Annotated in this window: 23 protein-coding genes; 6 read left to right on the top strand and 17 right to left on the bottom strand. The window is 41.4% G+C overall.

The genetic code is table 11. The features are described 5' to 3' along the window. Window positions 1–2: 2 nt before the first annotated feature. The 9 genes from lpxK to FTV43_RS08255 all read right to left on the bottom strand — a co-directional run bounded on the left by lpxK (window position 3) and on the right by FTV43_RS08255 (window position 7,967). The gene (gene lpxK, locus FTV43_RS08215; RefSeq protein ID WP_004976808.1) at window positions 3–1,016 is read right to left on the bottom strand and encodes a tetraacyldisaccharide 4'-kinase; all 1,014 of its coding nucleotides are present in this window, start codon (window positions 1,014–1,016) and stop codon (window positions 3–5) included. Window positions 1,017–1,019: 3 nt separating this feature from the next. Then, the gene (gene msbA / locus FTV43_RS08220; RefSeq protein WP_179995302.1) at window positions 1,020–2,747 is read right to left on the bottom strand and encodes a lipid A export permease/ATP-binding protein MsbA; all 1,728 of its coding nucleotides are present in this window, start codon (window positions 2,745–2,747) and stop codon (window positions 1,020–1,022) included. Beyond that, the gene (locus FTV43_RS08225) at window positions 2,747–3,169 is read right to left on the bottom strand and encodes a biopolymer transporter ExbD (protein WP_004976812.1); all 423 of its coding nucleotides are present in this window, start codon (window positions 3,167–3,169) and stop codon (window positions 2,747–2,749) included. Before FTV43_RS08225 ends, msbA begins: the two co-directional genes overlap by 1 nt. 9 nt (window positions 3,170–3,178) lie before the next feature. Beyond that, the gene (locus FTV43_RS08230; RefSeq protein WP_004976814.1) at window positions 3,179–3,826 is read right to left on the bottom strand and encodes a MotA/TolQ/ExbB proton channel family protein; all 648 of its coding nucleotides are present in this window, start codon (window positions 3,824–3,826) and stop codon (window positions 3,179–3,181) included. A 31-nt stretch (window positions 3,827–3,857) separates the two neighbouring features. Next, on the bottom strand, window positions 3,858–4,745 hold the full coding sequence (locus FTV43_RS08235) for a ParB/RepB/Spo0J family partition protein (protein WP_179995303.1): 888 nt from the start codon (window positions 4,743–4,745) through the stop codon (window positions 3,858–3,860). After that, window positions 4,742–5,524, bottom strand: coding sequence for a ParA family protein (locus FTV43_RS08240; RefSeq protein ID WP_096901175.1), 783 nt, complete (start codon window positions 5,522–5,524; stop codon window positions 4,742–4,744). The genes FTV43_RS08235 and FTV43_RS08240 overlap by 4 nt, the downstream gene beginning before the upstream one ends. 22 nt (window positions 5,525–5,546) lie before the next feature. Then, window positions 5,547–6,179 carry a 16S rRNA (guanine(527)-N(7))-methyltransferase RsmG gene (gene rsmG, locus FTV43_RS08245; protein WP_131261485.1) on the bottom strand — a complete coding sequence of 211 codons (633 nt, stop codon included), beginning with the start codon at window positions 6,177–6,179 and terminating at the stop codon, window positions 5,547–5,549. Between the two features lie 84 nt (window positions 6,180–6,263). Continuing rightward, entirely contained in the window at window positions 6,264–6,953 is a 690-nt protein-coding gene (murU, locus tag FTV43_RS08250) for an N-acetylmuramate alpha-1-phosphate uridylyltransferase MurU (protein ID WP_179995304.1), read from the bottom strand. After that, window positions 6,954–7,967, bottom strand: coding sequence for an aminoglycoside phosphotransferase family protein (locus tag FTV43_RS08255; RefSeq protein ID WP_179995305.1), 1,014 nt, complete (start codon window positions 7,965–7,967; stop codon window positions 6,954–6,956). A gap of 120 nt (window positions 7,968–8,087) precedes the next feature. Between FTV43_RS08255 and FTV43_RS08260 the strand changes: the two genes are divergently transcribed. Both FTV43_RS08260 and FTV43_RS08265 read left to right on the top strand, forming a co-directional pair. Further along, on the top strand, window positions 8,088–10,535 hold the full coding sequence (locus FTV43_RS08260) for an LPS-assembly protein LptD (protein ID WP_179995306.1): 2,448 nt from the start codon (window positions 8,088–8,090) through the stop codon (window positions 10,533–10,535). Continuing rightward, on the top strand, window positions 10,535–11,836 hold the full coding sequence (locus tag FTV43_RS08265) for a peptidylprolyl isomerase (protein WP_168419028.1): 1,302 nt from the start codon (window positions 10,535–10,537) through the stop codon (window positions 11,834–11,836). The genes FTV43_RS08260 and FTV43_RS08265 overlap by 1 nt, the downstream gene beginning before the upstream one ends. Window positions 11,837–12,005: 169 nt before the next feature. Here the strand turns inward: FTV43_RS08265 and hfq are convergent, their stop codons facing one another. The 4 genes from hfq to tsaE form a co-directional block, all read right to left on the bottom strand. Beyond that, window positions 12,006–12,524, bottom strand: a complete 519-nt coding sequence (gene hfq, locus FTV43_RS08270; RefSeq protein WP_178318404.1) for an RNA chaperone Hfq — start codon at window positions 12,522–12,524, stop codon at window positions 12,006–12,008. Window positions 12,525–12,616: 92 nt separating this feature from the next. Continuing rightward, a complete protein-coding gene (miaA, locus tag FTV43_RS08275) occupies window positions 12,617–13,561 on the bottom strand; it encodes a tRNA (adenosine(37)-N6)-dimethylallyltransferase MiaA (RefSeq protein ID WP_179995307.1) in 945 nt (314 codons plus the stop codon). 6 nt (window positions 13,562–13,567) lie between these two features. Further along, window positions 13,568–15,550: a DNA mismatch repair endonuclease MutL gene (gene mutL, locus FTV43_RS08280; protein WP_179995308.1), complete on the bottom strand. Its 1,983-nt coding sequence runs from the start codon at window positions 15,548–15,550 to the stop codon at window positions 13,568–13,570. After that, window positions 15,543–16,019: a tRNA (adenosine(37)-N6)-threonylcarbamoyltransferase complex ATPase subunit type 1 TsaE gene (tsaE, locus tag FTV43_RS08285; protein ID WP_179995337.1), complete on the bottom strand. Its 477-nt coding sequence runs from the start codon at window positions 16,017–16,019 to the stop codon at window positions 15,543–15,545. The genes mutL and tsaE overlap by 8 nt, the downstream gene beginning before the upstream one ends. Before the next feature lie 216 nt (window positions 16,020–16,235). Here tsaE and FTV43_RS08290 point away from each other — a divergent pair, with 216 nt between their 5' ends. From FTV43_RS08290 to FTV43_RS08300, 3 genes are all read left to right on the top strand, one after another. After that, complete coding sequence (locus FTV43_RS08290) at window positions 16,236–17,150, top strand: pseudouridine synthase (RefSeq protein ID WP_154320807.1); 915 nt, start codon at window positions 16,236–16,238, stop codon at window positions 17,148–17,150. A 110-nt stretch (window positions 17,151–17,260) separates the two neighbouring features. Next, on the top strand, window positions 17,261–17,617 hold the full coding sequence (locus FTV43_RS08295) for a type II toxin-antitoxin system RelB/DinJ family antitoxin (protein ID WP_096901186.1): 357 nt from the start codon (window positions 17,261–17,263) through the stop codon (window positions 17,615–17,617). A 93-nt stretch (window positions 17,618–17,710) separates the two neighbouring features. Continuing rightward, window positions 17,711–18,154: a GNAT family N-acetyltransferase gene (locus tag FTV43_RS08300; RefSeq protein WP_004976850.1), complete on the top strand. Its 444-nt coding sequence runs from the start codon at window positions 17,711–17,713 to the stop codon at window positions 18,152–18,154. Between the two features lie 101 nt (window positions 18,155–18,255). On the opposite strand, the gene FTV43_RS08305 is transcribed toward FTV43_RS08300, so the two are convergent. Continuing rightward, window positions 18,256–18,978 (bottom strand): pseudouridine synthase, encoded by a 723-nt coding sequence (locus tag FTV43_RS08305; RefSeq protein WP_104851878.1) that lies wholly within the window; start codon window positions 18,976–18,978, stop codon window positions 18,256–18,258. Between the two features lie 159 nt (window positions 18,979–19,137). Here FTV43_RS08305 and FTV43_RS08310 point away from each other — a divergent pair, with 159 nt between their 5' ends. Then, window positions 19,138–19,593: a DUF441 domain-containing protein gene (locus FTV43_RS08310; RefSeq protein WP_179995309.1), complete on the top strand. Its 456-nt coding sequence runs from the start codon at window positions 19,138–19,140 to the stop codon at window positions 19,591–19,593. A gap of 85 nt (window positions 19,594–19,678) precedes the next feature. Here FTV43_RS08310 and FTV43_RS08315 read toward each other — a convergent pair whose 3' ends face one another. The 3 genes from FTV43_RS08315 to FTV43_RS08325 form a co-directional block, all read right to left on the bottom strand. Then, a complete protein-coding gene (locus FTV43_RS08315; RefSeq protein ID WP_179995310.1) occupies window positions 19,679–20,854 on the bottom strand; it encodes an MFS transporter in 1,176 nt (391 codons plus the stop codon). A 130-nt stretch (window positions 20,855–20,984) separates the two neighbouring features. After that, a complete protein-coding gene (locus FTV43_RS08320; RefSeq protein WP_131261626.1) occupies window positions 20,985–21,905 on the bottom strand; it encodes a LysR family transcriptional regulator in 921 nt (306 codons plus the stop codon). Between the two features lie 283 nt (window positions 21,906–22,188). Beyond that, complete coding sequence (locus FTV43_RS08325) at window positions 22,189–23,172, bottom strand: ion transporter (protein WP_096901190.1); 984 nt, start codon at window positions 23,170–23,172, stop codon at window positions 22,189–22,191. Window positions 23,173–23,190 lie beyond the last annotated feature (18 nt).

Raw genomic sequence — 23,190 nt, forward strand, 5'->3', positions numbered from 1 at the left:
TATCATGGTCTTTCAGGCAGGTTTAAACCCAATTGTTTCAATTGTTGATGTAAGGTGACATAGCAGGCCGATGACAATACTGCATCTACAGGTACAACCCAAATTTCGCGCTGAAAATCTGGATATTGCTTTAACAGGGGCAATAACTTGACCGCATCTTTTTCTGTGGTAATCATCGGTTGCGAGTCTTCAAACTGCAAATCGGTAATTTCATAGTCATGATGGTCTGGAAACTCATGACATTGAAATTGGGTCACACCCATCGACTCTAAAGTTTTATAAAACCGCTCAGGAAAGCCAATGCCCACGACAGCATAAAAATTTTGGGTCGGATCAAAAATTAATTCTTGTGCGGGATGCAATAAGTATGGCGCTGCAACGGCCAAATGCATATTCAACTCAGAACTCGGCTGCGCTGCATGCTCAATCACCGTAGCATGCTCTAATCGAGATTTTGGTTCACGCAAATAACCTTCGGGCAATATTTTCTCGTTACCCAAACCACGATTATTATCTAAAACAATCCATTCCAATTGACGGTTTAAAGCCAAATGCTGCAAACCATCATCACTAATAATTAAATCCAATTCATGCTGTGCAAGCAACAATTCAATACTTTTTTGACGATTTGGCCCCACTGCCATCGGCACGCCTGTAGATTGCACAATCAAGGTCGGTTCATCACCCACAACATCTACATTGGCATCGATACTTACATAGGCTGGAAATGGGCCTTTGCCGCCATAACCACGACTAATCACGCCGACACGAACATCTAAACTTTGTAGATATTTGACCAAGTGAATCAGCAAAGGGGTTTTGCCGCTGCCACCCACAGTAATATTACCAATCACCATCACAGGTACGGGCGCGGTATAAGCGGTTTTAATACCTGAACGATATAAGTTTTGATTGAGCAAACTCACGCCACGGTACAATAAAGACAAGGGCCTAAGCACAACTAGCCATTTGGCCTGTTGCTGCCAAGCGTCCTGAATAAATTGTGCCAAAGACATGAATTAATGTTCCTCGAAGTTACGCTGATGCAACTGAAAGTACGCGCCTTTTTGCGCCATGAGTTCCTGATGAGTACCTTGTTCTAAAATACGTCCCTGATCCATCACTACAATACGATCAGCATTTTCGATGGTAGATAAACGGTGTGCAATGACAATGGTGGTACGGTCTTGCATAGCCGCATCAAATGCACGTTGAATAAAGTATTCAGATTCATTGTCTAAAGCACTGGTGGCTTCATCTAAAATTAAAATTGGTGCATTTTTTAAGATTGCACGTGCAATGGCAATACGTTGTCGCTGACCACCAGACAAATTCAAGCCTTGCGCACCTAATGCTGTGTCGTAGCCTTGCGGTAAAGCCATAATAAAGTCATGTGCATAAGCCGCTTTGGCTGCAGCAATCACTGCTTCATCACTCGCACCTTCAAGCTGACCATAGGCAATATTTTCACGCACCGTACGGTTAAACAATACCACTTGCTGATTGACCATAGCAATTTGTGAACGCAGGCTATTCAGCTCAATGTCACGAATATCCTGCTGATCAAACAAAATTTGCCCTGAAGATACTTCCTGAAAACGTACCAACAGATTGACCAATGAGGTTTTACCCGCACCTGAACGCCCAACTAAAGCCACAGTTTCACCTGCTTTGACATCCAGATTAAAATCATGAATGGCATGATGCCCATCGGAATACACCAAATTCACATTCTTAAATTGCAAATTACCTTTTAAGTCTGGTGTAAGCGTCCCGTGATTATCTTCTTCAGGCATATCGAGCAATTCAAAAACCGAATGCGCTGCTGCCAAACCGCGTTGTAATTTTTCATTAATATCGGTAAGGGCTTTAATTGGTTTGCTCAACATACCTGCGGCAGTAATGTAGGCTACAAACTCGCCTGCTGAAATATCACGTAGAATTTCTGGGCGTAAGGCAATCCAGATAATAATTGCCAAAGCAATGGACATAATGAACTGCACCACAGGGCTGTTCAATTGCTGCACTGCCACCATCTTTAAACCACGACGCAGGTTTTCTAAAGAGTTTTCTTTAAATCGGCTTTGTTCATAGGTCTGACCACAAAAACCTTTGACGACCAAATTACCATTCACCGTTTCTTGCACCACGTGGTTTACATCCCCCATGGTGTCTTGTACTTGAATAGATAAACGACGCATGCGTTTTGCAGCTTTACGAATCAGCAAGCCAATTAATGGGCCAAATACCAAAATACAGAGGGTCAAACGCCAGTTGGTATACAGCAAATAGCCGAGCAAGCCGAGTGTAATCAAACCCTGTTGTACCAATGTACGCAGCGATTCTGTAGATGCAGCAGTCAACTGCTCTACGTTATACATAATTTTGGCGGTAATGTGCCCGCTGGTATTGTCTAAGTAATACTGCGCAGGTAGACGCAGCAGTTTAGCAAAGACTTCCTGACGAATATTAAATACCAAATTACGTGAAATCACTGCGGTATAGTAACCGCCAATAAAAGTTCCCAAACCACGAAAAAACATCAGCGCAATGACTAATAGCGGAAATAGTGTGGTGAAAGATTGGTCACGCTCCTGAATGGCATTAATAATTTTTTCCAAGAGTTTTGCCACAGATACTTCTGTGGCTGCATTAATGGCGAAACCGATAATCACCAAGATTGCCAAGCCCCAAAATGGGAGCAAATATCTCAGAAGACGGCGATAGACCTGTAAATCCTTCTTCACTAATAACCTCGAGTTGGGACTTTCGTACTGATATTGATGTTGACGAAACCAAGTTGTCCTGCGACATCCATCACTCGAATCACATCTTGATGAGTGGCTTTGGCATCTGCAGCAATGATAAACATTAAATCACGTCGATCTTGAGAAATTTGTTTAATTGCTGTGCTTAAATCTGCCACTTCCTTAGTCGAAAGTGCCTGACCATTGACAGAATAATGCCCTGAAGAATCTACCACGACTTCAATTTTATGTTCATAAGATTTTGGTGGTACGCCTTGCGCATCTGGCAAAGTTAAATTCATACGGCTAAATTGGTTAAATGTGGTCGAAAGCAACAAAAACACCAAGATGAACAGCAAACAGTCAATCATTGGGGTCAGGTTAATATGAATATCTTCAACTTGCGAGCGTTTGAATTTCATAAACTCACCTTAGCTTACTTTTTTCACATCTTGCACATCCGCATCAAGCTGATGAGGTTGACTCTGATGGAATAATCCTGCGTGAAACAAAGTCGCTTGTTGCTCTAACTCAGCAGTATATTCTTGCACCAAACGCTGAAAATAACGATAGGCAAATAAGGCTGGAATTGCAATTAACATACCTGCAGCAGTGGTAATTAAGGCTTTAGAAATCCCTGGAATCATTAAGGTTGGATTACTTGCACCCACATCAATCACTAAAAATGATTCAATAATCCCAAGCACTGTACCCAATAAACCCAATAATGGCGCAACTGCACTGAGCGTACCCAAGAAGTTGATATTTTTTTCTAAATAACCAATTTCTTGTGAAGCTGTCGCTTCCATTTGTGCACGCGCATAGTGTTCTGATTGTTGTTTGTTACGCGCACCCGCCTCAAAAATACGGCCTAATGTACTGTTTTTTAAGTTGGCACTTTGATTCAGTTGTTGCAACACAGTCGCTAAACTTTGCCCGCGGTTGAGCAACAACGCATTGGGCAAAATACCTGCTCTCTTTAAACGCATAAAACGCTCAATGGTAATTGCAACGGTAAATACCGAGCACAATACCAACGGCAGCATCAGCCAGCCACCTGCTTTTACCAATTCCCACATTCGCTTTTCCCCAATAAAATACGAATTAAAATTAATCGGACAGGCAAATATTTAAAATACCATCCAGCTCTTCCAGAGAGTGATAACTGATGGTCAATTTGCCCTTACCTTGCTTGTTATAATCAATTTTAACATCTGCACTAAAACGCTCAGAAAGACGTTGCGTGAGTTGTTGAATATCAGGCGCAATAGCCGTTTTCGGCTTTTCTTGTTTTGGCGCATTAAAGTCACGTACCAACTGTTCGGTTTGACGTACCGATAAATTCTTTTCAATTACATGCTGCGCGACTTTGAGCTGATCTTTAGCTTTCAAAGTTAAAATAGCACGTGCATGACCCATATCTAGCAAGCCTTGCTGCATCAACTCTTTAACAGGCTCAGCCAAAGTGAGTAAACGCAATAAATTACTGACCGTGGTACGTGCTTTACCTACTGTTTCGGCAATTTCCTGATGACTCAAGCTAAACTCATCGTGAAAGCGTTGTAACGCCATTGCCTGATCAATTGGGTTGAGGTCTTGACGCTGAATGTTTTCAATTAATGCCAAAGCAATCGCGACCTGATCGGTCAAATCACGCACAATTGCAGGAATTTCAGTTAAACCTGCCAACTGTGCAGCACGCCAGCGACGCTCACCTGCAATAATTTCATAAGGATGTTGTTCGTCATCTATCGGACGAATCACAATTGGCTGCATTACACCATGTTTTTCAATAGATGCCGCCAATTCCTGTAAATCTTGCTCTTGAATAAAGCGACGCGGTTGATATTCACCACGTTTTAATAAATTGACATCAATTTGTTTTAGCTGACCATGATCTAAAGATTGCACTTCAAGTTGTAATTTTTCTTTCTGGATTGACCCCAATAAGGCATCCAAACCACGACCTTTGGCTAATCCGCGTTTTTTTGTGGTCATGCTTTACTTCCTTTTTTCACTTTGCTTTTTTTCAACATTTCAGCTGCTAAATTCAGGTAGGCAACTGCACCCTTCGAGCTTTTTTCAAAATAAATGACGGGTAAACCGTGTGCAGGTGCTTCTGCCAAGCGTACATTACGCGGAATCACGGTATCGTATAATTTTTTACCAAAATAGTGCGATAATTCTTCAGACACGTCACGGGTTAAGGCATTACGCGCATCATACATGGTACGCAATACGCCAATAATTTCTAAATCAGGATTGAGTGCTTGTTGAATACGGTCAATGGTTTGCGTCAGGTCAGCCAAACCTTCAAGTGCATAATATTCGCACTGCATTGGAATGATTACACTTTGCACTGCTGCTAAAGCGTTTACTGTAATTAAGCTTAAACTTGGTGCACAGTCGACAATAATATAATCAAAGTCTTTGGCAACTTCTTGCAAGGCATTGCGCAAAATAAACTCACGCCCCTCTTGCTCAGCAATCACCAATTCAACCCCAGCCAAATCACGATTGGCACCCAAAACTTTATAACCAACTTCTGCCTTGCTAATTGCAGTTTCAATCGGCACTTCGCCCAACAATACATCGGTCACTGAATACAGCAAATCATTTTTTTGAATGCCTGAACCCATGGTGGCATTGCCTTGTGAGTCCATATCGACCAATAAAATGCGCTTTTTCAAAACAGCCAAAGATGCTGCCAAATTTACTGCGGTTGTGGTTTTTCCGACACCACCTTTTTGGTTCGCAATCGCAATAATTTGTGCCATGATCACCCCAGTCCTTTGAAAATTAGATACGTTTTAATAAAAGTAAATGACGTTGTTCGTCTAAGCGCGGAACTTTAAGCTCGATAATTTCACAGCTGAATTCATCTTTCAATGCCTCTACTTCATCGGCAGGAATCAAACCTTTCATAGATGCAATAATACTTTGCTCATGCATAAATGGTTTTGACGCGGCTACAAAGTCAGTTAAAGATGCAAAAGCACGACTGGTAATTACATCAAACTGACCTAACTCGCGGATGCTGTCTTCATTTTCAACACGGGTCTGAACTGCCACGACGTTTTTCAGTTTTAAATCGGCAATAAACTGTTTTAAGAAACGAATCTTTTTACCATTCGAGTCCAATAACACGCAATCGCGCTCAGGCTGACACAAGGCAATAATCATGCCTGGCATACCACCGCCAGTACCAATATCCAGTAAACGACCTGCAGGCAAATCTTTGAGGATGCTCAGACTGTCAAGCAAATGCTTCACTAGCATTTCTTTCGGGTCACGAATTGCAGTGAGGTTGTACGCTTTGTTCCATAGCACCAAAGCATCTTGGTATTTGAGTAATAAATTTAAAGCCTCATCACTGAGCTCTAAACCTAAAGCCTGACTACCTTGCTTGAGTTCCTGAAAAAACGAATGCATCACAATTCACATCTCGAAAAAGTTAATGGAAGTATACCGATTTATAGTTGCAGTCATAGGGGCGAATGCTTAGTGAATATGCACTTAAGCGTACACACCCCGCTGAATTTGTTCATCTAGCGCATTTAATCGTTCAGGAGTGCCAACATCCACCCAAACACCCTGCAATTTCTGTGCAGAAATTTTTTCTTGCTGCATGGCTTGTTTGAGCAATGGCGCAAGCGGACGTTTGCCCGATTCCAAACCGTTAAACATTTGCGGATGCATCACCGCCACGCCACTATAAGTCAGATTTTCACCTGAGCGTGCTTGCTCAAAAGTATAGGCTTTGTTTGCAGCCAAAGTGAAATCACCTTGCGGATGATGCACAGGGTTTTCCACCAAAACCAAATGTGCCAAGTCGTCTTGAAGCTGCACATTTAATAGTGGCGCAAAATCCATGGTGGTCCAAACATCGCCATTCACCAATATAAAAGGTTCATTGCCCAATAATGGCAACGCATTGATGATGCCACCTGCAGTTTCTAAGCCTTCGCCTTCATGCGACCACAAAATTTTCACACCAAACTGAGAACCATCACCCAAAGCATCTGCAAGTTTTTCACCCAACCATGCCGTATTGATGACAATTTCCTGCACACCCATCTTTTGTAATTTTTCGATGTGCCACACAATTAGAGGTTTTCCACCGACTTCCAATAAAGGTTTAGGCGTATGCAGTGTTAAAGGACGCATACGATTGCCCATTCCTGCGGCAAGAATCATGGCTTTCATTTAGGCAACCACCTCATACTGACCATATTTTGCTGTAAATTTTGGCATTACTGTCGTGTGAATAAAGTGCATAAATGGTTGTAATTCTGAATAAGGCTTACTTTCTTCAAGTAAATACCACATCACGCGCGGTAAATCTTTGAGATAACCCGATTTGCCATCACGTTCAAACAGGCGCACAAAAATACCTAAAATTTTGATATGACGCTGAATCGCCATCATATCGGCATCTTTTTTAAATTGTTCAAAATCACGTTCTTGTTTAGATGCTTCTGGCAACAAGTCATAGAACATTTTAAACCAACGATACACATGCTCAGCATTCCACTGCACATAAGCATCACGCGTAATCGAAATTAAATCGTATGTATCTGCACCAATGACCGCATCCTGAAAATCAATCACACCAAGCTCGGTGTCCTCACCAACTTTCATTAAGTTACGACTATGAAAATCACGATGCACAATCACTTGCGGCTGTGCCACAGCTGCATTGGCTAAAATAGCAAAAGTACGTTTAATTAAGGCACTTTCTTCTGCGCTTGGCTGAATCTGTAAGGCAGGCAATAACCAATCGGTGAGCAATTCCATTTCACTGATGAGTTTGTCATAGGAATACTCAGGGAAATGTGCAGTGCCATCAATATCTTGTAATTGAATTAACTGCTTAAAGCACTGCGCATAGTAGTCATCTACAGTCTGATCATTCAGCAAGGTGGATAACAAGACATCACCAAAATCTTCAAGCAACAAAAAGCCTTGTGTCAGGTCTTTGGCTACAATTTTTGGCACGCGCACGCCATGGGCAGCAAAAAATTCATCAATCGTCACAAAAGGACCACAATCTTCTTTTTCTGGTGGTGCATCCATGAGCATAAATGTTTTATTATTCAACTTGATTCGTGCGTAACGACGAAAACTTGCATCGCCTGCTAAAAAATGAGTTTCAAATTGATCTGAACCAAGTACAGATGTTATCCATGTTTGTATCAATTGTTCGCGTTGTGTATTCATTTGCAATAAATTCTAATACAGGCTGAGTTTTTAAAGTGCTAAGTGTAGCTACTTCTGCGCTTTTTCTCTATGATGCGACAATAATTAATTGCGATTAAGCATTCTTGGTTGATGAGATAAATGAAGCATCAGTTTAAATTTAATCCTTTAGCGACTGCGGTCTTAACTCTGTTATGTGGTCACTCTGTTTCCAGCTATGCGCAGACCACAGATCAGACTTCATCTGTCACAAATCTCAATAACCAGCAGCTTAAACACACCATTCAGGAAGCTTATCCTGGGCAGCAGTTCTTTGAGCAATATTATGTTGATAAAGCTGCACCTGAAGCACAACAACAATTTGGTCACAGCCAAAGTTCTGCCTATTGTGAGGGTGCGTGGCTAACGCCGATCAGCTCAGGTACTGTTGCGGTAGATGCTGCAAATGCCACTTCTACAGTGACTGCCGATTATGGTCACTATAACCCAAATGGTGATTCAGTCTTAGAAGGCAACGTGGTGATTGACCAAGAAGGTCGTCAAATTCGTGCCGATAAAATTACCATTGATCAAACTCAGACCTTTGCCAAAGCCGAAGGTCGGGTACAAATGGCGCAAGCGGGTTTACTGGCGCAAAGTGATGAAATTAATTACAACCTAAAAACCCAGCAAGGTGACTTAAACAACAGTTTTTATATTGCCGAAGAACAACATGCACACGGCATGGCAGAAAAAATTGCACGCACCTCAACCAATACGATGGTGCTGAATAATGCCACTTACAGTACTTGCCCGCCTGAACAAGCCCCGACTTGGAAAATTCAAGCCAATGAAATTAAGCTGAATCAGGAAACGGGACGCGGTGAAACACGTGGCACCAAATTGTATGTGAAAAATGTACCAGTTTTGGCTGTACCCTACTTCAATTTCCCAATTGATGACCGCCGTACCACAGGTATTTTGACGCCTAGTTTTGGCTTTACCAATGATGGTGGTGTCGAGCTATCTGTGCCTGTGTATTTAAACCTTGCACCGAATTTTGATGCTACCGTTAGCCCACGTTATATTGCAGATCGTGGCGCGATGCTAGAAGGTGAATTCCGTTATTTAACTGAAAATTTTGGTTCAGGTAAAATTTGGGGCGGTTATTTAGCTTCAGATGCCAAATATGATGACCAAGACCGTAAAGACTTGCACTTTTTACACAACTGGCAAATTAACAATCAGTTTTCGACTAATCTTGAATACAACTATGCTTCAGACAAAGATTACTTTGCCGATTTAAATAACAACCCGAACTCCAAAACCGACCTTAATTTACGTCGTGCTTGGGAACTTAACTATCGCAATGGTATCCCTGGCTTAAAAGCTCAGCTCAAAGTTGAAGATTTCCAAACGCTGGATCAATCTATTGCCTATGAAAAACGCCCTTATGCACGTTTACCACAATTCTTGTTGAATTATAAAACAGGTAATCCTCAAGGTTTCCAAGTCGAGTTTAATAACGACACGGCTTACTTCAAAAAAGATCTAGCTGCGCAAGATGGGGAACCAAGTGGTACGCGTATTTATAATGACTTTGCAGTGCGTTACAACTACCGTAACCCGTGGTCATTTGTGATTCCAGAAGTATCGTTACGCAACATCAACACCTTCTATGATAAAGAAACTCTAAGTACAGACACGTATAAATCTTCAAGTAAAAGTGAGTCGGTTACTGTTCCTCAATTCACTTTAGACACAGGGATTACCTTTGAAAAAAATGGTCGCTTCCTACAAACGATTACGCCACGTGCATTCTATGCCTATGCACCGTATAAAAATCAAAATGATCACCCTAACTTTGATTCTGCAACAGCATCAATCAATTATGATCAATTATTCAGTCCAAACCGTTTCTATGGACATGACCGTTTAGAAGATAATAATTTCCTATCTTTAGGCTTAAGCTACAGCCTGTTTGATGAAATTGGTTTGGAACGTATTAAGGCAGGCATTGGTCAAAGTTTCTATTTTGAAGACCGCCGTGTCACACTAGAAAATACCAGCGATGATTTTGACACGCAAAGCCGTACAGGGCCAATTGTCAGCCTCACCAGCCAATTAAGCCAAAATCTCAGCATCGGTGCCAATGCTGCTTGGATGTCTAATGGCGACAATGCTCAGCGTAATGTAAATCTGCTTTACGCTGGCGATCAGGGTAACTTATATAACTTTGGCTATATTAACCGTCGTTATATTCCAAACCGCCAAGACCATTATGATCAAGTGGTTGCATCATTCATTCAACCCATTCACAACAACTGGCGTATTTTAGGTCACGCACAATATGACTTAGATAACAGTGTGGCACGTGAGTATTTACTGGGTGTAAATTACGAATCATGCTGCTGGGGTATTTCAGTCTATGGTCGCTCTTACTATAACGACTTGGACGATGTGACAGATGCAGGTGTTAAACCAAAACGTGCCATTATGGCAGAGCTAAATTTAAAAGGTTTAGGCAGTTTCAATAATAAACTTGCTTCTTTGCTTGAAAACCGTATTTTAGGTTTTAATAAAATTAATCAATCTTGGACACAACGTTAATGAAGACAGTACAGTTAAAACGATTTTTAAAAGCATCTACCTTGGCACTGAGCATGGCTGTTAGCCTGCCTGCATTTGCCGCTGCGAATGATCAAATTGTGGCTGTAGTTGACAATAGTGTCATTTTAAAAAGTGATTTAGCGCAAAGCGTGGTTGAACTTAAGCAACAGCTTGAAATGCAAAAGCGCCCTGTTCCACCTCAACAAATTTTAGAACAACAAGCCTTAGAGCAATTAATTGTACGTCAGGCTCAATTAGAACAAGTAAAACGCTATAACATTAAAGCTGATGAAAAATCCCTGAATGAAGCTGTGTTAAAAGTTGCACAGCAAAATGGAAGCAATAGCTTAGAGGCTTTTCAGCAAAAGTTAGACAAATCATCTCCTGGCAGTTATGCATTTTTACGTAATCGTATTGCAGAAGATTTGGCCATGAATCGTTTGCGTCAGCAAGTGGTGATGTCACGTATTCAAATTAGCGATCAAGACGTTGATAACTTTCTGAAAACCCCACAAGGTCAGGCCGCTTTAGGCAACCAAGTCCATATTTTGCATGTGCGTGTTTCAGGAAAAGAAAATGCAGCTCAGGTTGCGCAACAAGTCAAAGCTGAACTGGCGCAGAACAATGACATTCAAGCCATCAGTAAAAAATATACAGGCAACGGCATAACCGTTCAGTCTGCAGACATGGGCTTACGTAACTTGACCGATATTCCTGCAGAACTTGCTGCACGTATTACGCCATTAGATGTGGGGCAAACCAGTGAATTGATTGAAGTCCGTGATGGTATTCATGTCGTAAAATTACTGGAACGCAAAAGTACTGAGCAACGTGCACTAGTTCCACAATATCAAACTCGACATATCTTGATTCAGCCAAGTGAAGTAGTAAGCCCTGAAAATGCGAAACACATGATTGACAGTATTCACAACCGTTTAAAAGCGGGTGAAGACTTTGCAACCTTAGCTTCGACTTTCTCTAATGATGCTGGCTCTGCACGTGATGGCGGTAGTCTAGGCTGGGTGAATCCTGGCGTGATGGTGCCAGAATTTGAAAATCAAATGAAAAACACTGCAAAAGGTGAAATTAGCGCACCATTCCAAACCCAGTTTGGTTGGCATGTACTGCAAGTGACCGATACACGCCAGCAAGATATGACTCGTGAATACCAAGAACGTATGGCACGTCAAATACTAGGTGAACGCCAGTTTGATACTGAATTGGATAGCTGGTTACGTGAAACGCGCAACAATGCTTTTGTAGAAATTAAAGACCCAAGCTTAGACCGCAAGAAAAACTAAGCTTAAGTTTTCTGCTATTTCTAAGATTAAAACCAGTGTTGCTACACTGGTTTTTTTATGCTTTTCTAACATGTGCACCGCATCTTATTTACTACTCAAATATGACTTTGATAAAAACCATAGACATAAAAAAACCTCTCATTTCGAGAGGTTTTTTTAAGAAGATCAATTAATGGTTGTTATCGTCTTCTGAAGATTCTTCAAATTTAGAATCGTTGTCAAAACCGCCTGTTGCTTGACCGCCACCGAAGCCACCTTGACCGCCGAAGCCACCTTGACCACTAAAGCCGCCGCCTTGACCGCCAAAGCCACCTTGACTACCGAAGCCGCCGCCTTGACCACCGAAGCCGCCTTGACCGCCAAAACCACCACCTTGACCACCGAAGCCGCCTTGACCACCGAAGCCACCACCTTGACCACCGAAGCCACCGCCTTGACCGCCGAAGCCTGCGCCTTGACCACCAGCAGGTGCACCAGCAGGACGTGGATTACGTGCAGGAACAACTGTAGAAATTGCATGTTTGTAAACCATTTGGCTTACCGTATTTTTTAATAAAACAACATATTGGTCAAAAGATTCAATATGGCCTTGTAGCTTAATACCGTTCACAAGGAAGATAGAAACAGGAATACGTTCTTTACGGAGAGAATTCAAGAACGGATCTTGTAAAGTTTGACCTTTAGACATGTTATAACTCCAAAAATAATTAAAAATCAGCGCAAAAACTATCTCTATTTTTCAATTAAAAATTATAAAAAAGACAGTAGGTAAATTTTGCTTTATCCGTAACAGTTTCGCAAGTCTTCTTGAGCCTGCTTTATCGTAAAATATGTGTGAAATTTATGCGATTCTTGCAACGATCTGAGCCAAGTATATTGACGTTTCGCGAGTTGTCGTGTCGCGAATAGCGCCTTATCCTCCATTTCCTGCATTTTTTCGCGACTTTCATCACCGTTTTGCAAAAGCTCTAAAGTTTGACGATAGCCAACTGAACGCATAGAGGGTAAATTAGCATCTAAATCGTAATTTTCAATAAGATGTCGCACCTCATTCAAAAAACCCATTTCCCACATAATCTCTAAGCGTTTTTGAATACGCTGATGTAATTCTACCCGATCAGGCATCAAAGCGTGGTTATGAAAAGTGTAACGATATGGTACATTTTTGGGTTGTTCTGCCTGAAGCTGGGTAATTGGCGTTCCTGTTAATTTATAAACTTCTAGTGCACGAATAATACGTTGCTTATCGGACACTTTAAACTTTTGTCCCGCCAATGCATCTACCGCACATAATTCTGCATATACAGCCTCCCAACCTTCACGCGCGGCTTTATCTTCAATTTCAGCACGTACTTGGTAATTGGCACTGGGTAAATTTGAAGATAAACCTTCAAGCAATGCCTTAAAATACAGCATGGTTCCGCCCACTAAAATTGGGGTTTTGCCACGCGCATGCATATCGTCAATCAAGGCGCAGGCATCTTCGACAAATTGTGCAGCAGAATACACTTCAAGCGGGCTGATAATATCAATCAAATGATGCGGATAACGCGCCTGTTCCGCTTTAGTTGGTTTGGCTGTACCAATATCCATATCTCGATAAACCAGCGCAGAATCGACTGAAATTAGCTCAAAATGACCTAGTTCATAGAGTTCACATGCCAAAGCAGTTTTACCACTTGCAGTTGGTCCCATTAAATTGATGACCGGCAATTGTTTTGACATGTAACACTACTCTCCTCGAGCAAAAAGTTTATCTAATTGAGCCAATGGAAAAGCACGCCATGTTGGACGACCATGATTACATTGGCTGGCAAATTCAGTTTGTTCCATTTGACGTAACAAGGCATTCATTTCAGAAAGACTCAGCATCCGATGTGCACGCACCGCGCTATGACACGCCATACCCGCCAAAATATGATCACGTTTTTGCAGTAATGCCTGCGCTTCATCATTTGGGTCTAAATCATTCAGTAATTCAGGAATCAACTCTGCAAAATCTGCTTTATGCAAAATGGCTGGCACACCGCGCACAATGACTTGCTCATCGCCATATTGGTCTATTTCCAAGCCCAGTCGTGCCAATTGTTCTTTTAAATCATCCACCCGCATGGCTTGCATGCGGCTAATGCTGATAACTTTGGGGATCAGCAATTGCTGCGAAGTCCAAAACTCAGGTTTATCCCAAGCGGCTTTCATCTGTTGCAACACAATTCGTTCATGGGCGGCATGCATATCTACAATAATCAAGCCTTCACTGTTTTGCGCCAGAATGTAAATACCATGCAATTGCGCAATTGCAATGCCGAGCGGATGCTCATCCACCGCAGGTGTTGTGTTTGTTTGCGTAAGATTGGCTGAGTCTTGATCTAGATCACGTAAAGGCGCGAGATAGCTTTTTAAAGCATTGTTGAGCTGTTGCGAACCTTGATAATTACTCTGCACAGGTCGGTTATATTGAACTGTCTGCGGCTGACTCTGATTAAAATCGGTAAGTAACTCACTTCCCGCTTGTGAAGCGGGCTGCATCGTGTACGCATCTACTGCATCGTCAGCGGAATTGTAAGGATTTGCCTCGGCATGTTTGTGCAGTAAAAATTGTTCCTGATAACGCGGTTGCACCACATAAGGCGCAGCTTGTTCGATAGGATCGGCTTTCATGGCTGTAGCTAAATCTGCAGTTGCAGTTTGAAATTGAGCTAAGGTTTCTTTGGCGTAATGTCTTACAAACTCATGAACTTCTCGCTGATTTAAAAAGCGAATTTCATGCTTGGTCGGATGCACATTGACATCAATATTTTCAGGTTCTACTTCTAAAAATAGCAAATATGCAGCATGTTGATGTCCATGCAAAATACCTTCGTATGCCATACGCAAAGCATGGGAGATGGTCTTGTCTTTTACAATACGTCCATTCACATACACATATTGCAGATCGGCTTGTGAACGTGCATCGGAAGGATGCCCCAACCAACCTGATAAGTGCATGGTGACACTGTCAGCATCTATCCAATAGGCATTTTCGACAAAGTTTCGTCCTAAAAGTTGCTGCACGCGCTGAAAACGCAATTCGCCACTGTCTGCAATGGGTAAATTCAGTTTGATGCTATCGTTGTGTTCCAAAACAAAACGAATATCGAAATGTGTGAGTGCCAAACGACGCACAATTTCTTCAATATGTCCGAATTCTGTACCCGCTTTTTTCAGGAATTTACGTCGTGCAGGCACATTAAAAAATAAATCCTGTACCCGAATATGTGTGCCTTTTTGTGCAGCAACGGCCTGAATATCTTGATGGTCAAAGGCAGTGCCATTGACTTCGACCTGATAACCGACACCATCTTCAGTTTGGCTACTGACCAAAGTCAAACGCGATACTGCTGCAATTGATGCCAGTGCTTCACCACGAAAGCCTAAACTGACAATAGCATGTAAATCATCAGCCGTTTGAATTTTACTGGTCGCGTGACGAGTCACCGCCAAAGGCAAATCTTCAGCATGAATGCCACGACCATTATCAATAATTTCAATGAGTGTACTGCCGCCTTGTGCCACCCGAATAATTAGCTCGGTTGCACCTGCATCAATGGAGTTTTCTAGTAGTTCTTTGACCACAGAGGCAGGACGCTCAATTACCTCACCCGCAGCAATTTGGTTGGCTAAGGCAGGTTCAAGCGTGTGGATCCGACGTAGATTTAACACATCATTAGGCATGATTAAATTGTTGCTCCAAAGCTTGTTGTAATGCAACCGAAGACGAACTTAGCGTTGCAGTACGGCTTAATTCATCTTCCGATTTTTTAATTTCAATGATCAGGTCTGCGGGCGGAATTTCATCGCCACCTTTTGATGGCCATTCAAATAAAAACAAGGCATTTGGGGTTTCTAAATAATCACGAATGCCCATCAGCTCTAATTCATAAGGATCATTTAAACGATATAAATCAAAATGAAAAATATCTTGTCCTTGTATTTGATAAGGTTCCACCAAGGTGTAAGTCGGGCTTTTAACCGCGCCCTGATGCCCCAAATGATGTAGAAAATAACGCGATAAAGTGGTTTTTCCTGCGCCTAAATCACCAATTAAATAAATCACACCCGACCGAAAATGCGTTGCCAAAACCTGCGCCAGATTTTGGGTATCTTGCTCATTATTTAAAGCCAAATTAAATGAATACTGCATAACGCTCACGACATGATTCAAAAGACCAATTATGATAGCATCGCACTGCTTTAAAGCCTATGTACTGATGGATAAAACTGTGTAAATGTGGACAATTTATAACAAGTTTAGACAAGGCAATGAATCAAGATTATTAAGCTTAGCACCCAAGCTGCTTAGGCTATTTTCAATATGATGAAAAAGAAACTCTCCCACCTGAATATGAGCAATTTGCAGATGAAGTCGACTCATCCCAACACCTTTGTTCCACCCATGCTAGATGGTGTGAGCGCCAGCAAATTGCATTTACCCAAATTAAGCACACAGCCTGAATCAATTTTTCGTTATTTATGTGCCCAGTTTGCCCATATTTCTGCACAGGAATGGCTGCAACGCTTTGAGGATGGTCTGGTTTATGATGCCGAAGGCAAGCGTTTAGATTTAGATACACCTTATAGCGCACATCAGGATATTTTTTATTATCGTTTTTTAGCGCATGAAGTTGCCGTGCCTTTTCAGCATCAAGTTTTATTTGAAAATGAACACTTATTGGTTGTAGATAAACCACATTTTTTGACCATGAGCCCTACAGGGCAATATGTACAAGAAACCCTATTAGTACGCTTAAAAAAACAAACACAGAATGAGCAGCTCACGCCTATTCATCGTTTAGACCGCGAAACTGCGGGTGTGGTGCTGTTTTCCAAACAACCAGAAACTCGGGCGGTGTATCAGCAATTATTTGCAGAACGTCAGGTGCAAAAAACCTACCATGCCATTGCGCCTTATCAAGCTAATTTGTCACTACCATGTACTGTGCAATTACGCATGGAAAAAGGTGAACCTTTTTATTTGATGCACGTCGTGGCAGGCACACCTAACAGCGAAACAGAAATTCGTTTGCTTGAACATAATCAAACATGGGCAAAATATGAATTAAAGCCTACAACAGGCAAGCAGCACCAACTGCGTGTGCATTTAAATAGCTTAGGTATTGCGATTAAGAACGACCCGTTTTATCCCATTTTACAGCACAAACAAGCAGATGATTTTTCTGCACCGCTACAATTGCTTGCCAAGCATTTAAGTTTTTTTGACCCGATTAGCCAGCAACAATTCCACTTTAGCGCACAGCAAGAATTGACATTGTAATATGTTTGTCATTACAAAATAGTGGATTTTCGTTGTAGTCATATTGAAATTACAAATGAATTGTTTACAATATTGCTAAAATTTAAATCTATTTCCTTCTATTAAAAATTATGAGAAAAACTGAAGTCTATCAAGTACGCTTGGACTCTCAAGAGAAAAAACAAGCCTTTGCTGTGTTTAAACAGTTGGGGATTACGCCTGCGCAAGCGGTACGTTTGTTTTTTAAGCAAGTCGTGCTGACTAAATCAATTCCCTTTTCAATTGAAAATCAGAATATTAATCTGGAACAATTGATTAAGTTACGCAAATTAAAACAAGAGCAAAAAGCAACGCTAGTGGATGCAACCCCAAGCAATGAAGCATCTGTAACTGGCAATAATAGTGTTGAAGATTTTGAACCGGATGATGAACATCTAGACTTGTTTGATGAACTCAATGCAATTTTGGGTGAAACTGACAAAAATTAACAGTGTTGCATTTTTAAACAATTCTTTAAAAATTTACTTTAAAAACTTAGCTATGCTTCATGCAAGGACAATAAAAAAGCATGGAGTATCGTAATGATTGTAAGACGTGCCACTTTAGAAGACTTAGACCAGCTTGCTGTATTGTTCGATGAGTATCGTCAGTTTTATGGTGCATCCTCGAATTTAAGCCTTTCAGCAGCATTCTTAAAACAGCGTTTTGAAAATCAGGAAAGTGTGATTTTCATTCATATCAAAGATCAAAAAATCACTGGATTTGTATTACTTTATTTAGGCTTTTCTTCGGTTGCCTGCTCGACCTACTATATTTTAGATGACGTTTATGTCACCCCTGTTTTTAGACGACAAGGTTCGGCCAAACAGCTCATTGATACTGCAATTTTATTTGCACGACATGAAAATGCGCTACGGATTAGCCTTGAAACACAAAAAAGTAATTACCAATCCCACCAATTGTATGAAAAGATGGGCTTTGTCAAAGATGATGAATTCCAGACTTATCACTGCTTTTTAAAATAGTCACCTGATCTGACGATTACGGCTTTAGGCAAAGGGTTTAAATTTAATCTGACGTAAGCCATTGATCATAAGCTATTGATGAAAGTTCAGCAGAACCTCATTTATTCCATACGGTTTTTTGCCAATTCGACTTGTTCAGGGCTTAAATACATCCATTCACCCACATCTAAAGCCAAATCAGTCAAGTTTAATGCACCAACTTGCTGACGATGTAATTGTTCTACTTTATTGCCCACTGCTGCCAGCATACGTTTAACTTGGTGATAAACACCTTGATGAATGGTCATCTGCAATTCATGTTCAGCAAGCTGTTGTACCTCTGTTGCAGCAAATGTCCCTGATTCATTGCGCAATGCGACACCCTGCTCAAGTTGCTGGATTTGTGTTGCATTAATCGGGTCTGCGGTGTGCATAGCATACACTTTTGCCACATGCTTTTTAGGATGGGTCAATGCTTGTAAAAACTGTCCATCATCCGTCAGCAATAACAGCCCTGTGGTGTCCTGATCTAAGCGTCCAACACACTGCAAACCACGATTCAGCAATACATCATCAAACAAGTCAAACACACTAAAATGATGGGTCGCCTGATGCGAACACTCATAGCCTTGTGGTTTATGTAAGGCGATATAGACCTTTTCACGATATTGATAATTTTCCCCATACACCGAAAATTGCAAAACCGTTTCAGGCGCAATTTTTATCGCGAATTTAGGATTGGTCTGGGTTTCGCCCATAATGGTGACTGCACCATTTTTAATGAGTTGTTGGCAATGTTTACGTGATCCAAAGCCTTGTGATTGCAACATTTTTTCCAACAACATGATGAGCGACCTAATGATAAAAAGTATAAATATATTTGCTGCTATTCTAAACCAAATACACCGTAAATTCTGAACACATTGCGTACCTTGCCCGCTTGTAGTTCAAAACAGTTACAATAACTGCACTTTTCCAATTTATTTCCCCTTTTATGGATCACCATGCTCTCTCAATTAGACCTTAACCTGATGGTGCTGATCGTTCTACTCGCATGCGGTATTTTTAGCCAAAATACGGCTGTGACCATTGCCGCAGCAGTACTGATTATTTTTAGAATTACGCCGCTAAGTGAATTTTTCCCACTATTGCAGCAGCATGGCTTAAATCTGGGCATTATCATTCTCACCATTGGCGTACTGACACCCATTGCCAGTGGCAAACTTCCAGGCGAAGCAATTCTAAAATCTTTCCTGAGTTGGAAATCTTTACTTGCGATTGCAATTGGTGTTTTTGTGGCATGGTTAGGCGGGCGTGGTGTCAAGCTCATGACCAATCAGCCTGATGTGGTCGCAGGCTTATTGATTGGTACAGTCGCAGGTGTTGCTGTGCTACGTGGCGTGCCTGTGGGACCACTGATTGCAGCAGGAATTCTCACCTTGTTTATTGGCTATTCTTAACATAGATTTAGGGACGCTTGGTTTAGATGGTTTTGCTTGAATTCATCGTCTTGTATCAACCAATTTCAATAAAAACCATCCAAATCTAAGCCACTTTGCGAAACAAGATAGATGTTAATATCATTCCCATTGCAGATAAAACGGCCATTAAAATACCAACCCAAAGCCATGTTCCTGTGGCAGATACGATAGCTGCGACCACAGGCGGCAATAAAAATTGTGAAATTGCCGAGCACTGCAACACCAAACCTACGGTGGTACTAATCGCAATCGGTTGTGGTGCAAAATTAAGTATTTGCGCAAATACCACAGCTGCGACTAAACCACCAAATAAAGAGAAATGGATGACCAATAAAAACTGCACAATGAATGGTAAAACATCACGCAAAATATAAAAACTCAGTGCGCATAGCATCAATACCGCAAAACCCATTTGCATCAACACTTGCGCTCTCAGCCCACGCTGTAATAACAACCCACATACAAATGTACCCACCGCATTTGCCATTGCAACCATAGCTGTGAGCACACCTGCGGTTTGTAAAGATATTTGATATTGCTGATAAATGGTCGGCAAAAAACCCACCAAACTGAACCACTGCCCTGCATAAACACCAAAAACCAAAGCCAATATCCATGCGGGTGGATGGCTCAAAGTGCTTTTAATCAGTTCAAAGATGGCAATGGCTTGCGTGCTGATCTGCACACTTGGTACGGCTTTATAAATGATGATTGCGAGCGCAAAGGATAACAATCCCAAACACATCCACACGCCTTGCCAATCCAAGATGGGCAGTAAAAACGGCGTACTTAGTAAACCAATACCCATCCCACCGCCCATATAGGCACTCCACAGCCCCATTTTGGCAGGCAACTGCTCCACTGCAACCAGTTGACGAATAAATGCAGGGCCGCTGAGTGTAATCAGTAAAAAGCCAAAACCTTCAATTACACGCAGACTTAATAGTGCGGAAAAGCTATGTACAAAACCACCAACAAAACTTGCACCTGCCAATAAAGACAAACCCAAAAGTACACAGCGTTTTAAGCCAATTTTTGCGGTATAACTGCCTAGCAACAACGCCAAAGACATGCCCGCAGCTTGTACCAAAGACAGCAAAAAACCTGCCTGAACCAAACTAATTCCGAGTTCAGCTTGTAGGATGGGTACAGTCGGTGGCAACTTGCCAATATGCATTGCTGCCATAAAACCCGCAGCAACAATCCACAAATCCTTTGTCAGCCAACGTACCGAACTCACTGCGCTCTCCCTTAATTTTCGCAAGGCAAGCTTAGCAAGAACATCTCACTGTTTTTAGTGGAGATTTAGATGAGCTTAGTGTTTTTAGCGATAAATTAGCATTCTCTTTACGATGCTGATCGTACGATTTTTAACTTGAATAATACTGCGTGCGTTTTTGGGAAAATTTCTCTAATTGCTTCAAAAAGCCTTCAAAATAGCACTTTTCTTTTTCTTCGCTACGATAACCCGCATACAAGGTACGGCGTAATCCTCCCGCAGCAACGCAGTCTAAACGACGTGAAGTTACCCAGCCTTTTTGCTCATATTCATTCACCACCCAATCTGGCAATGCGCCAATCCCTCGCCCACTCGCCACCAGTTGAATCAACATTTGGGTTAAATCTGTAGTACGAATAGCTTTTGGCTGAATATTGGCTGGAATGAATAGCTTAGACATAATATCTAAACGGTGTTTATCGACAGGATAGGTAATCAGGGTTTCTTCTGCCAACTCCTGTACGGTAATGCGCTCGGCACGTACTAAAGGATGAGTATTTGACAACACCAAACGCGATTCATATTCAAAAATTGGAAAATATTCGATACCTTTTAAGGCAATCGGGTCTGCGGTAATCAATAAATCAAATTCTGCGTTTTGCAATAATTCATGCGGATTGGCTTCAAAACCTGAAGCAAAATCTAAATCTACATCAGGGTATTGCTGACGATATTGATTCAGCAGCGGCATCAACCAGTCAAAGCAACTATGACATTCCGAAGAAAAAATAATTCGCCCCGTTTGACCATGCACAATGCGGGTAATATCAGTTTGGGTGATTTGAATTTGTGGCAGGACATCATCCGCCAGTTTCAATAAACGCTGTCCGACATTGGAAAATGTCACAGGGCGACTACGACGGTTCACCACTTCTACGCCATACCAATGATCTAGTTCTTTGAGTTGATGAGAAATGGCAGATGGCGTCAGACATAAATCATTGGCGGCAGCAACCAAAGAACCATGTTCACGCAGGGCTGATAGCGTTTTTAAGTGGCGAATTTCAAGCATTGCTTGTTCCTAGTTTTTCAAGTTATTGACTGCATGTTTAGACCTAGGTCGCATTTTTATTTTGCAAAATAAGAAACAAAGCCAAACATGATTCAATTTAATAATGAATTAATTTAATCTTAGCATGTAAATAATGAGTTTTCTTCATCTTAGTTTTTATTCGATGATATTTACTACGAAATCAATACAATTCCATAAAAATAATATGGCTTTCAGCAAGCATGTTTTAGGCTTCCAACGTGCAGAGCCAAACTAGAATTGAAATTCTTAACCCAAGCCTCGCTTACTCCGACAACTTCTCTCCACAATGTGGGCAGTATTTATAAGGCTCCTGTTCTAAACGCAGCTCTTCTTCACGACGCTCACGAATTAACTGCAATAAAATATCTTGGGTTTGCTCAGTGGTTAAACCGACTTGTTTGCGTAAATCTTCAATTTTTTCTTGATCATTTAACAGATCAATCTCACTATTTTGCAATAGCTCTCTAAATTTCAACCCTAAATGCTGCTTACGTTGTTCAAGTTCGTTGGCTAAACCTGTGGCTAAAATACCTGCAGGCAATGCTGCCAAGCCGACACCCAATACCGTAATTAACGCACCTAAAATTCTGCCCCAAGGGGTAATTGGTGTGACATCGCCATAACCGACTGTGGTTAAAGTCACCACTGCCCACCACATCGAAGCGGGAATTGAGCTAAAGGCTTCAGGCTGTGCCTTGCTTTCCACCACATACACACCTGCGGCAGACATCACAATCATAATAGAGAGAATAAAAATGACTGCCTGAAATGATCCTTTTTCCCGTTCGATCACTCTTAATAAAATTTGCAATGATACAAAGTAACGTGTCAGTTTTAACAAACGCAGCAAACGTAAAATTCTTAGGAACCGTAAATCTAGATGCACAAAGAAGTTAATATAAGCAGGTAGAATCGCCAACAAATCTATAATTGCCCCACCGCTGGTAAGCCATTTTACACGCTGTTTCCACGGCGAAATAAACGGGTCTTTTTCGGCAATACTCCAAATCCGCAGCAAATATTCAAGCGTAAACACTGCGATGGAAAAGTTTTCAAAATGGTCAAAAAATACCTGATAGGCAAGATAGACATCATTCACCGACTCTAAAATAACCGCACTGGCATTGCCTAAAATCAGTAAAATTAAAAAATAGTTAATGCAACGACTAAACCATGTTTCATAGTCATCGTCGTGTAAGTTGTTATAGACAAATTTTCGAAATGTGTACCACGGTGTAAATGCCATACCGAATATTATATTTTA

Origin of the sequence: Acinetobacter sp. YH16053, assembly GCF_013417035.1 — a bacterium.
In the GTDB taxonomy this organism is placed as follows: Bacteria; Pseudomonadota; Gammaproteobacteria; order Pseudomonadales; family Moraxellaceae; genus Acinetobacter; species Acinetobacter towneri.

Bases quoted from the DNA above. Each gene is read 5' to 3' on its own strand.
- lpxK (WP_004976808.1), bottom strand. From the start codon at position 1,016: ATGTCTTTGGCACAATTTATTCAGGACGCTTGGCAGCAACAGGCCAAA.
- FTV43_RS08225 (WP_004976812.1), bottom strand. From the start codon at position 3,169: ATGAAATTCAAACGCTCGCAAGTTGAAGATATTCATATTAACCTGACC.
- FTV43_RS08230 (WP_004976814.1), bottom strand. From the start codon at position 3,826: ATGTGGGAATTGGTAAAAGCAGGTGGCTGGCTGATGCTGCCGTTGGTA.
- FTV43_RS08235 (WP_179995303.1), bottom strand. From the start codon at position 4,745: ATGACCACAAAAAAACGCGGATTAGCCAAAGGTCGTGGTTTGGATGCC.
- FTV43_RS08240 (WP_096901175.1), bottom strand. From the start codon at position 5,524: ATGGCACAAATTATTGCGATTGCGAACCAAAAAGGTGGTGTCGGAAAA.
- rsmG (WP_131261485.1), bottom strand. From the start codon at position 6,179: ATGCATTCGTTTTTTCAGGAACTCAAGCAAGGTAGTCAGGCTTTAGGT.
- murU (WP_179995304.1), bottom strand. From the start codon at position 6,953: ATGAAAGCCATGATTCTTGCCGCAGGAATGGGCAATCGTATGCGTCCT.
- FTV43_RS08255 (WP_179995305.1), bottom strand. From the start codon at position 7,967: ATGAATACACAACGCGAACAATTGATACAAACATGGATAACATCTGTA.
- FTV43_RS08260 (WP_179995306.1), top strand. From the start codon at position 8,088: ATGAAGCATCAGTTTAAATTTAATCCTTTAGCGACTGCGGTCTTAACT.
- FTV43_RS08265 (WP_168419028.1), top strand. From the start codon at position 10,535: ATGAAGACAGTACAGTTAAAACGATTTTTAAAAGCATCTACCTTGGCA.
- hfq (WP_178318404.1), bottom strand. From the start codon at position 12,524: ATGTCTAAAGGTCAAACTTTACAAGATCCGTTCTTGAATTCTCTCCGT.
- miaA (WP_179995307.1), bottom strand. From the start codon at position 13,561: ATGTCAAAACAATTGCCGGTCATCAATTTAATGGGACCAACTGCAAGT.
- mutL (WP_179995308.1), bottom strand. From the start codon at position 15,550: ATGCCTAATGATGTGTTAAATCTACGTCGGATCCACACGCTTGAACCT.
- tsaE (WP_179995337.1), bottom strand. From the start codon at position 16,019: ATGCAGTATTCATTTAATTTGGCTTTAAATAATGAGCAAGATACCCAA.
- FTV43_RS08290 (WP_154320807.1), top strand. From the start codon at position 16,236: ATGAAGTCGACTCATCCCAACACCTTTGTTCCACCCATGCTAGATGGT.
- FTV43_RS08295 (WP_096901186.1), top strand. From the start codon at position 17,261: ATGAGAAAAACTGAAGTCTATCAAGTACGCTTGGACTCTCAAGAGAAA.
- FTV43_RS08300 (WP_004976850.1), top strand. From the start codon at position 17,711: ATGATTGTAAGACGTGCCACTTTAGAAGACTTAGACCAGCTTGCTGTA.
- FTV43_RS08305 (WP_104851878.1), bottom strand. From the start codon at position 18,978: ATGTTGTTGGAAAAAATGTTGCAATCACAAGGCTTTGGATCACGTAAA.
- FTV43_RS08310 (WP_179995309.1), top strand. From the start codon at position 19,138: ATGCTCTCTCAATTAGACCTTAACCTGATGGTGCTGATCGTTCTACTC.
- FTV43_RS08320 (WP_131261626.1), bottom strand. From the start codon at position 21,905: ATGCTTGAAATTCGCCACTTAAAAACGCTATCAGCCCTGCGTGAACAT.
- FTV43_RS08325 (WP_096901190.1), bottom strand. From the start codon at position 23,172: ATGGCATTTACACCGTGGTACACATTTCGAAAATTTGTCTATAACAAC.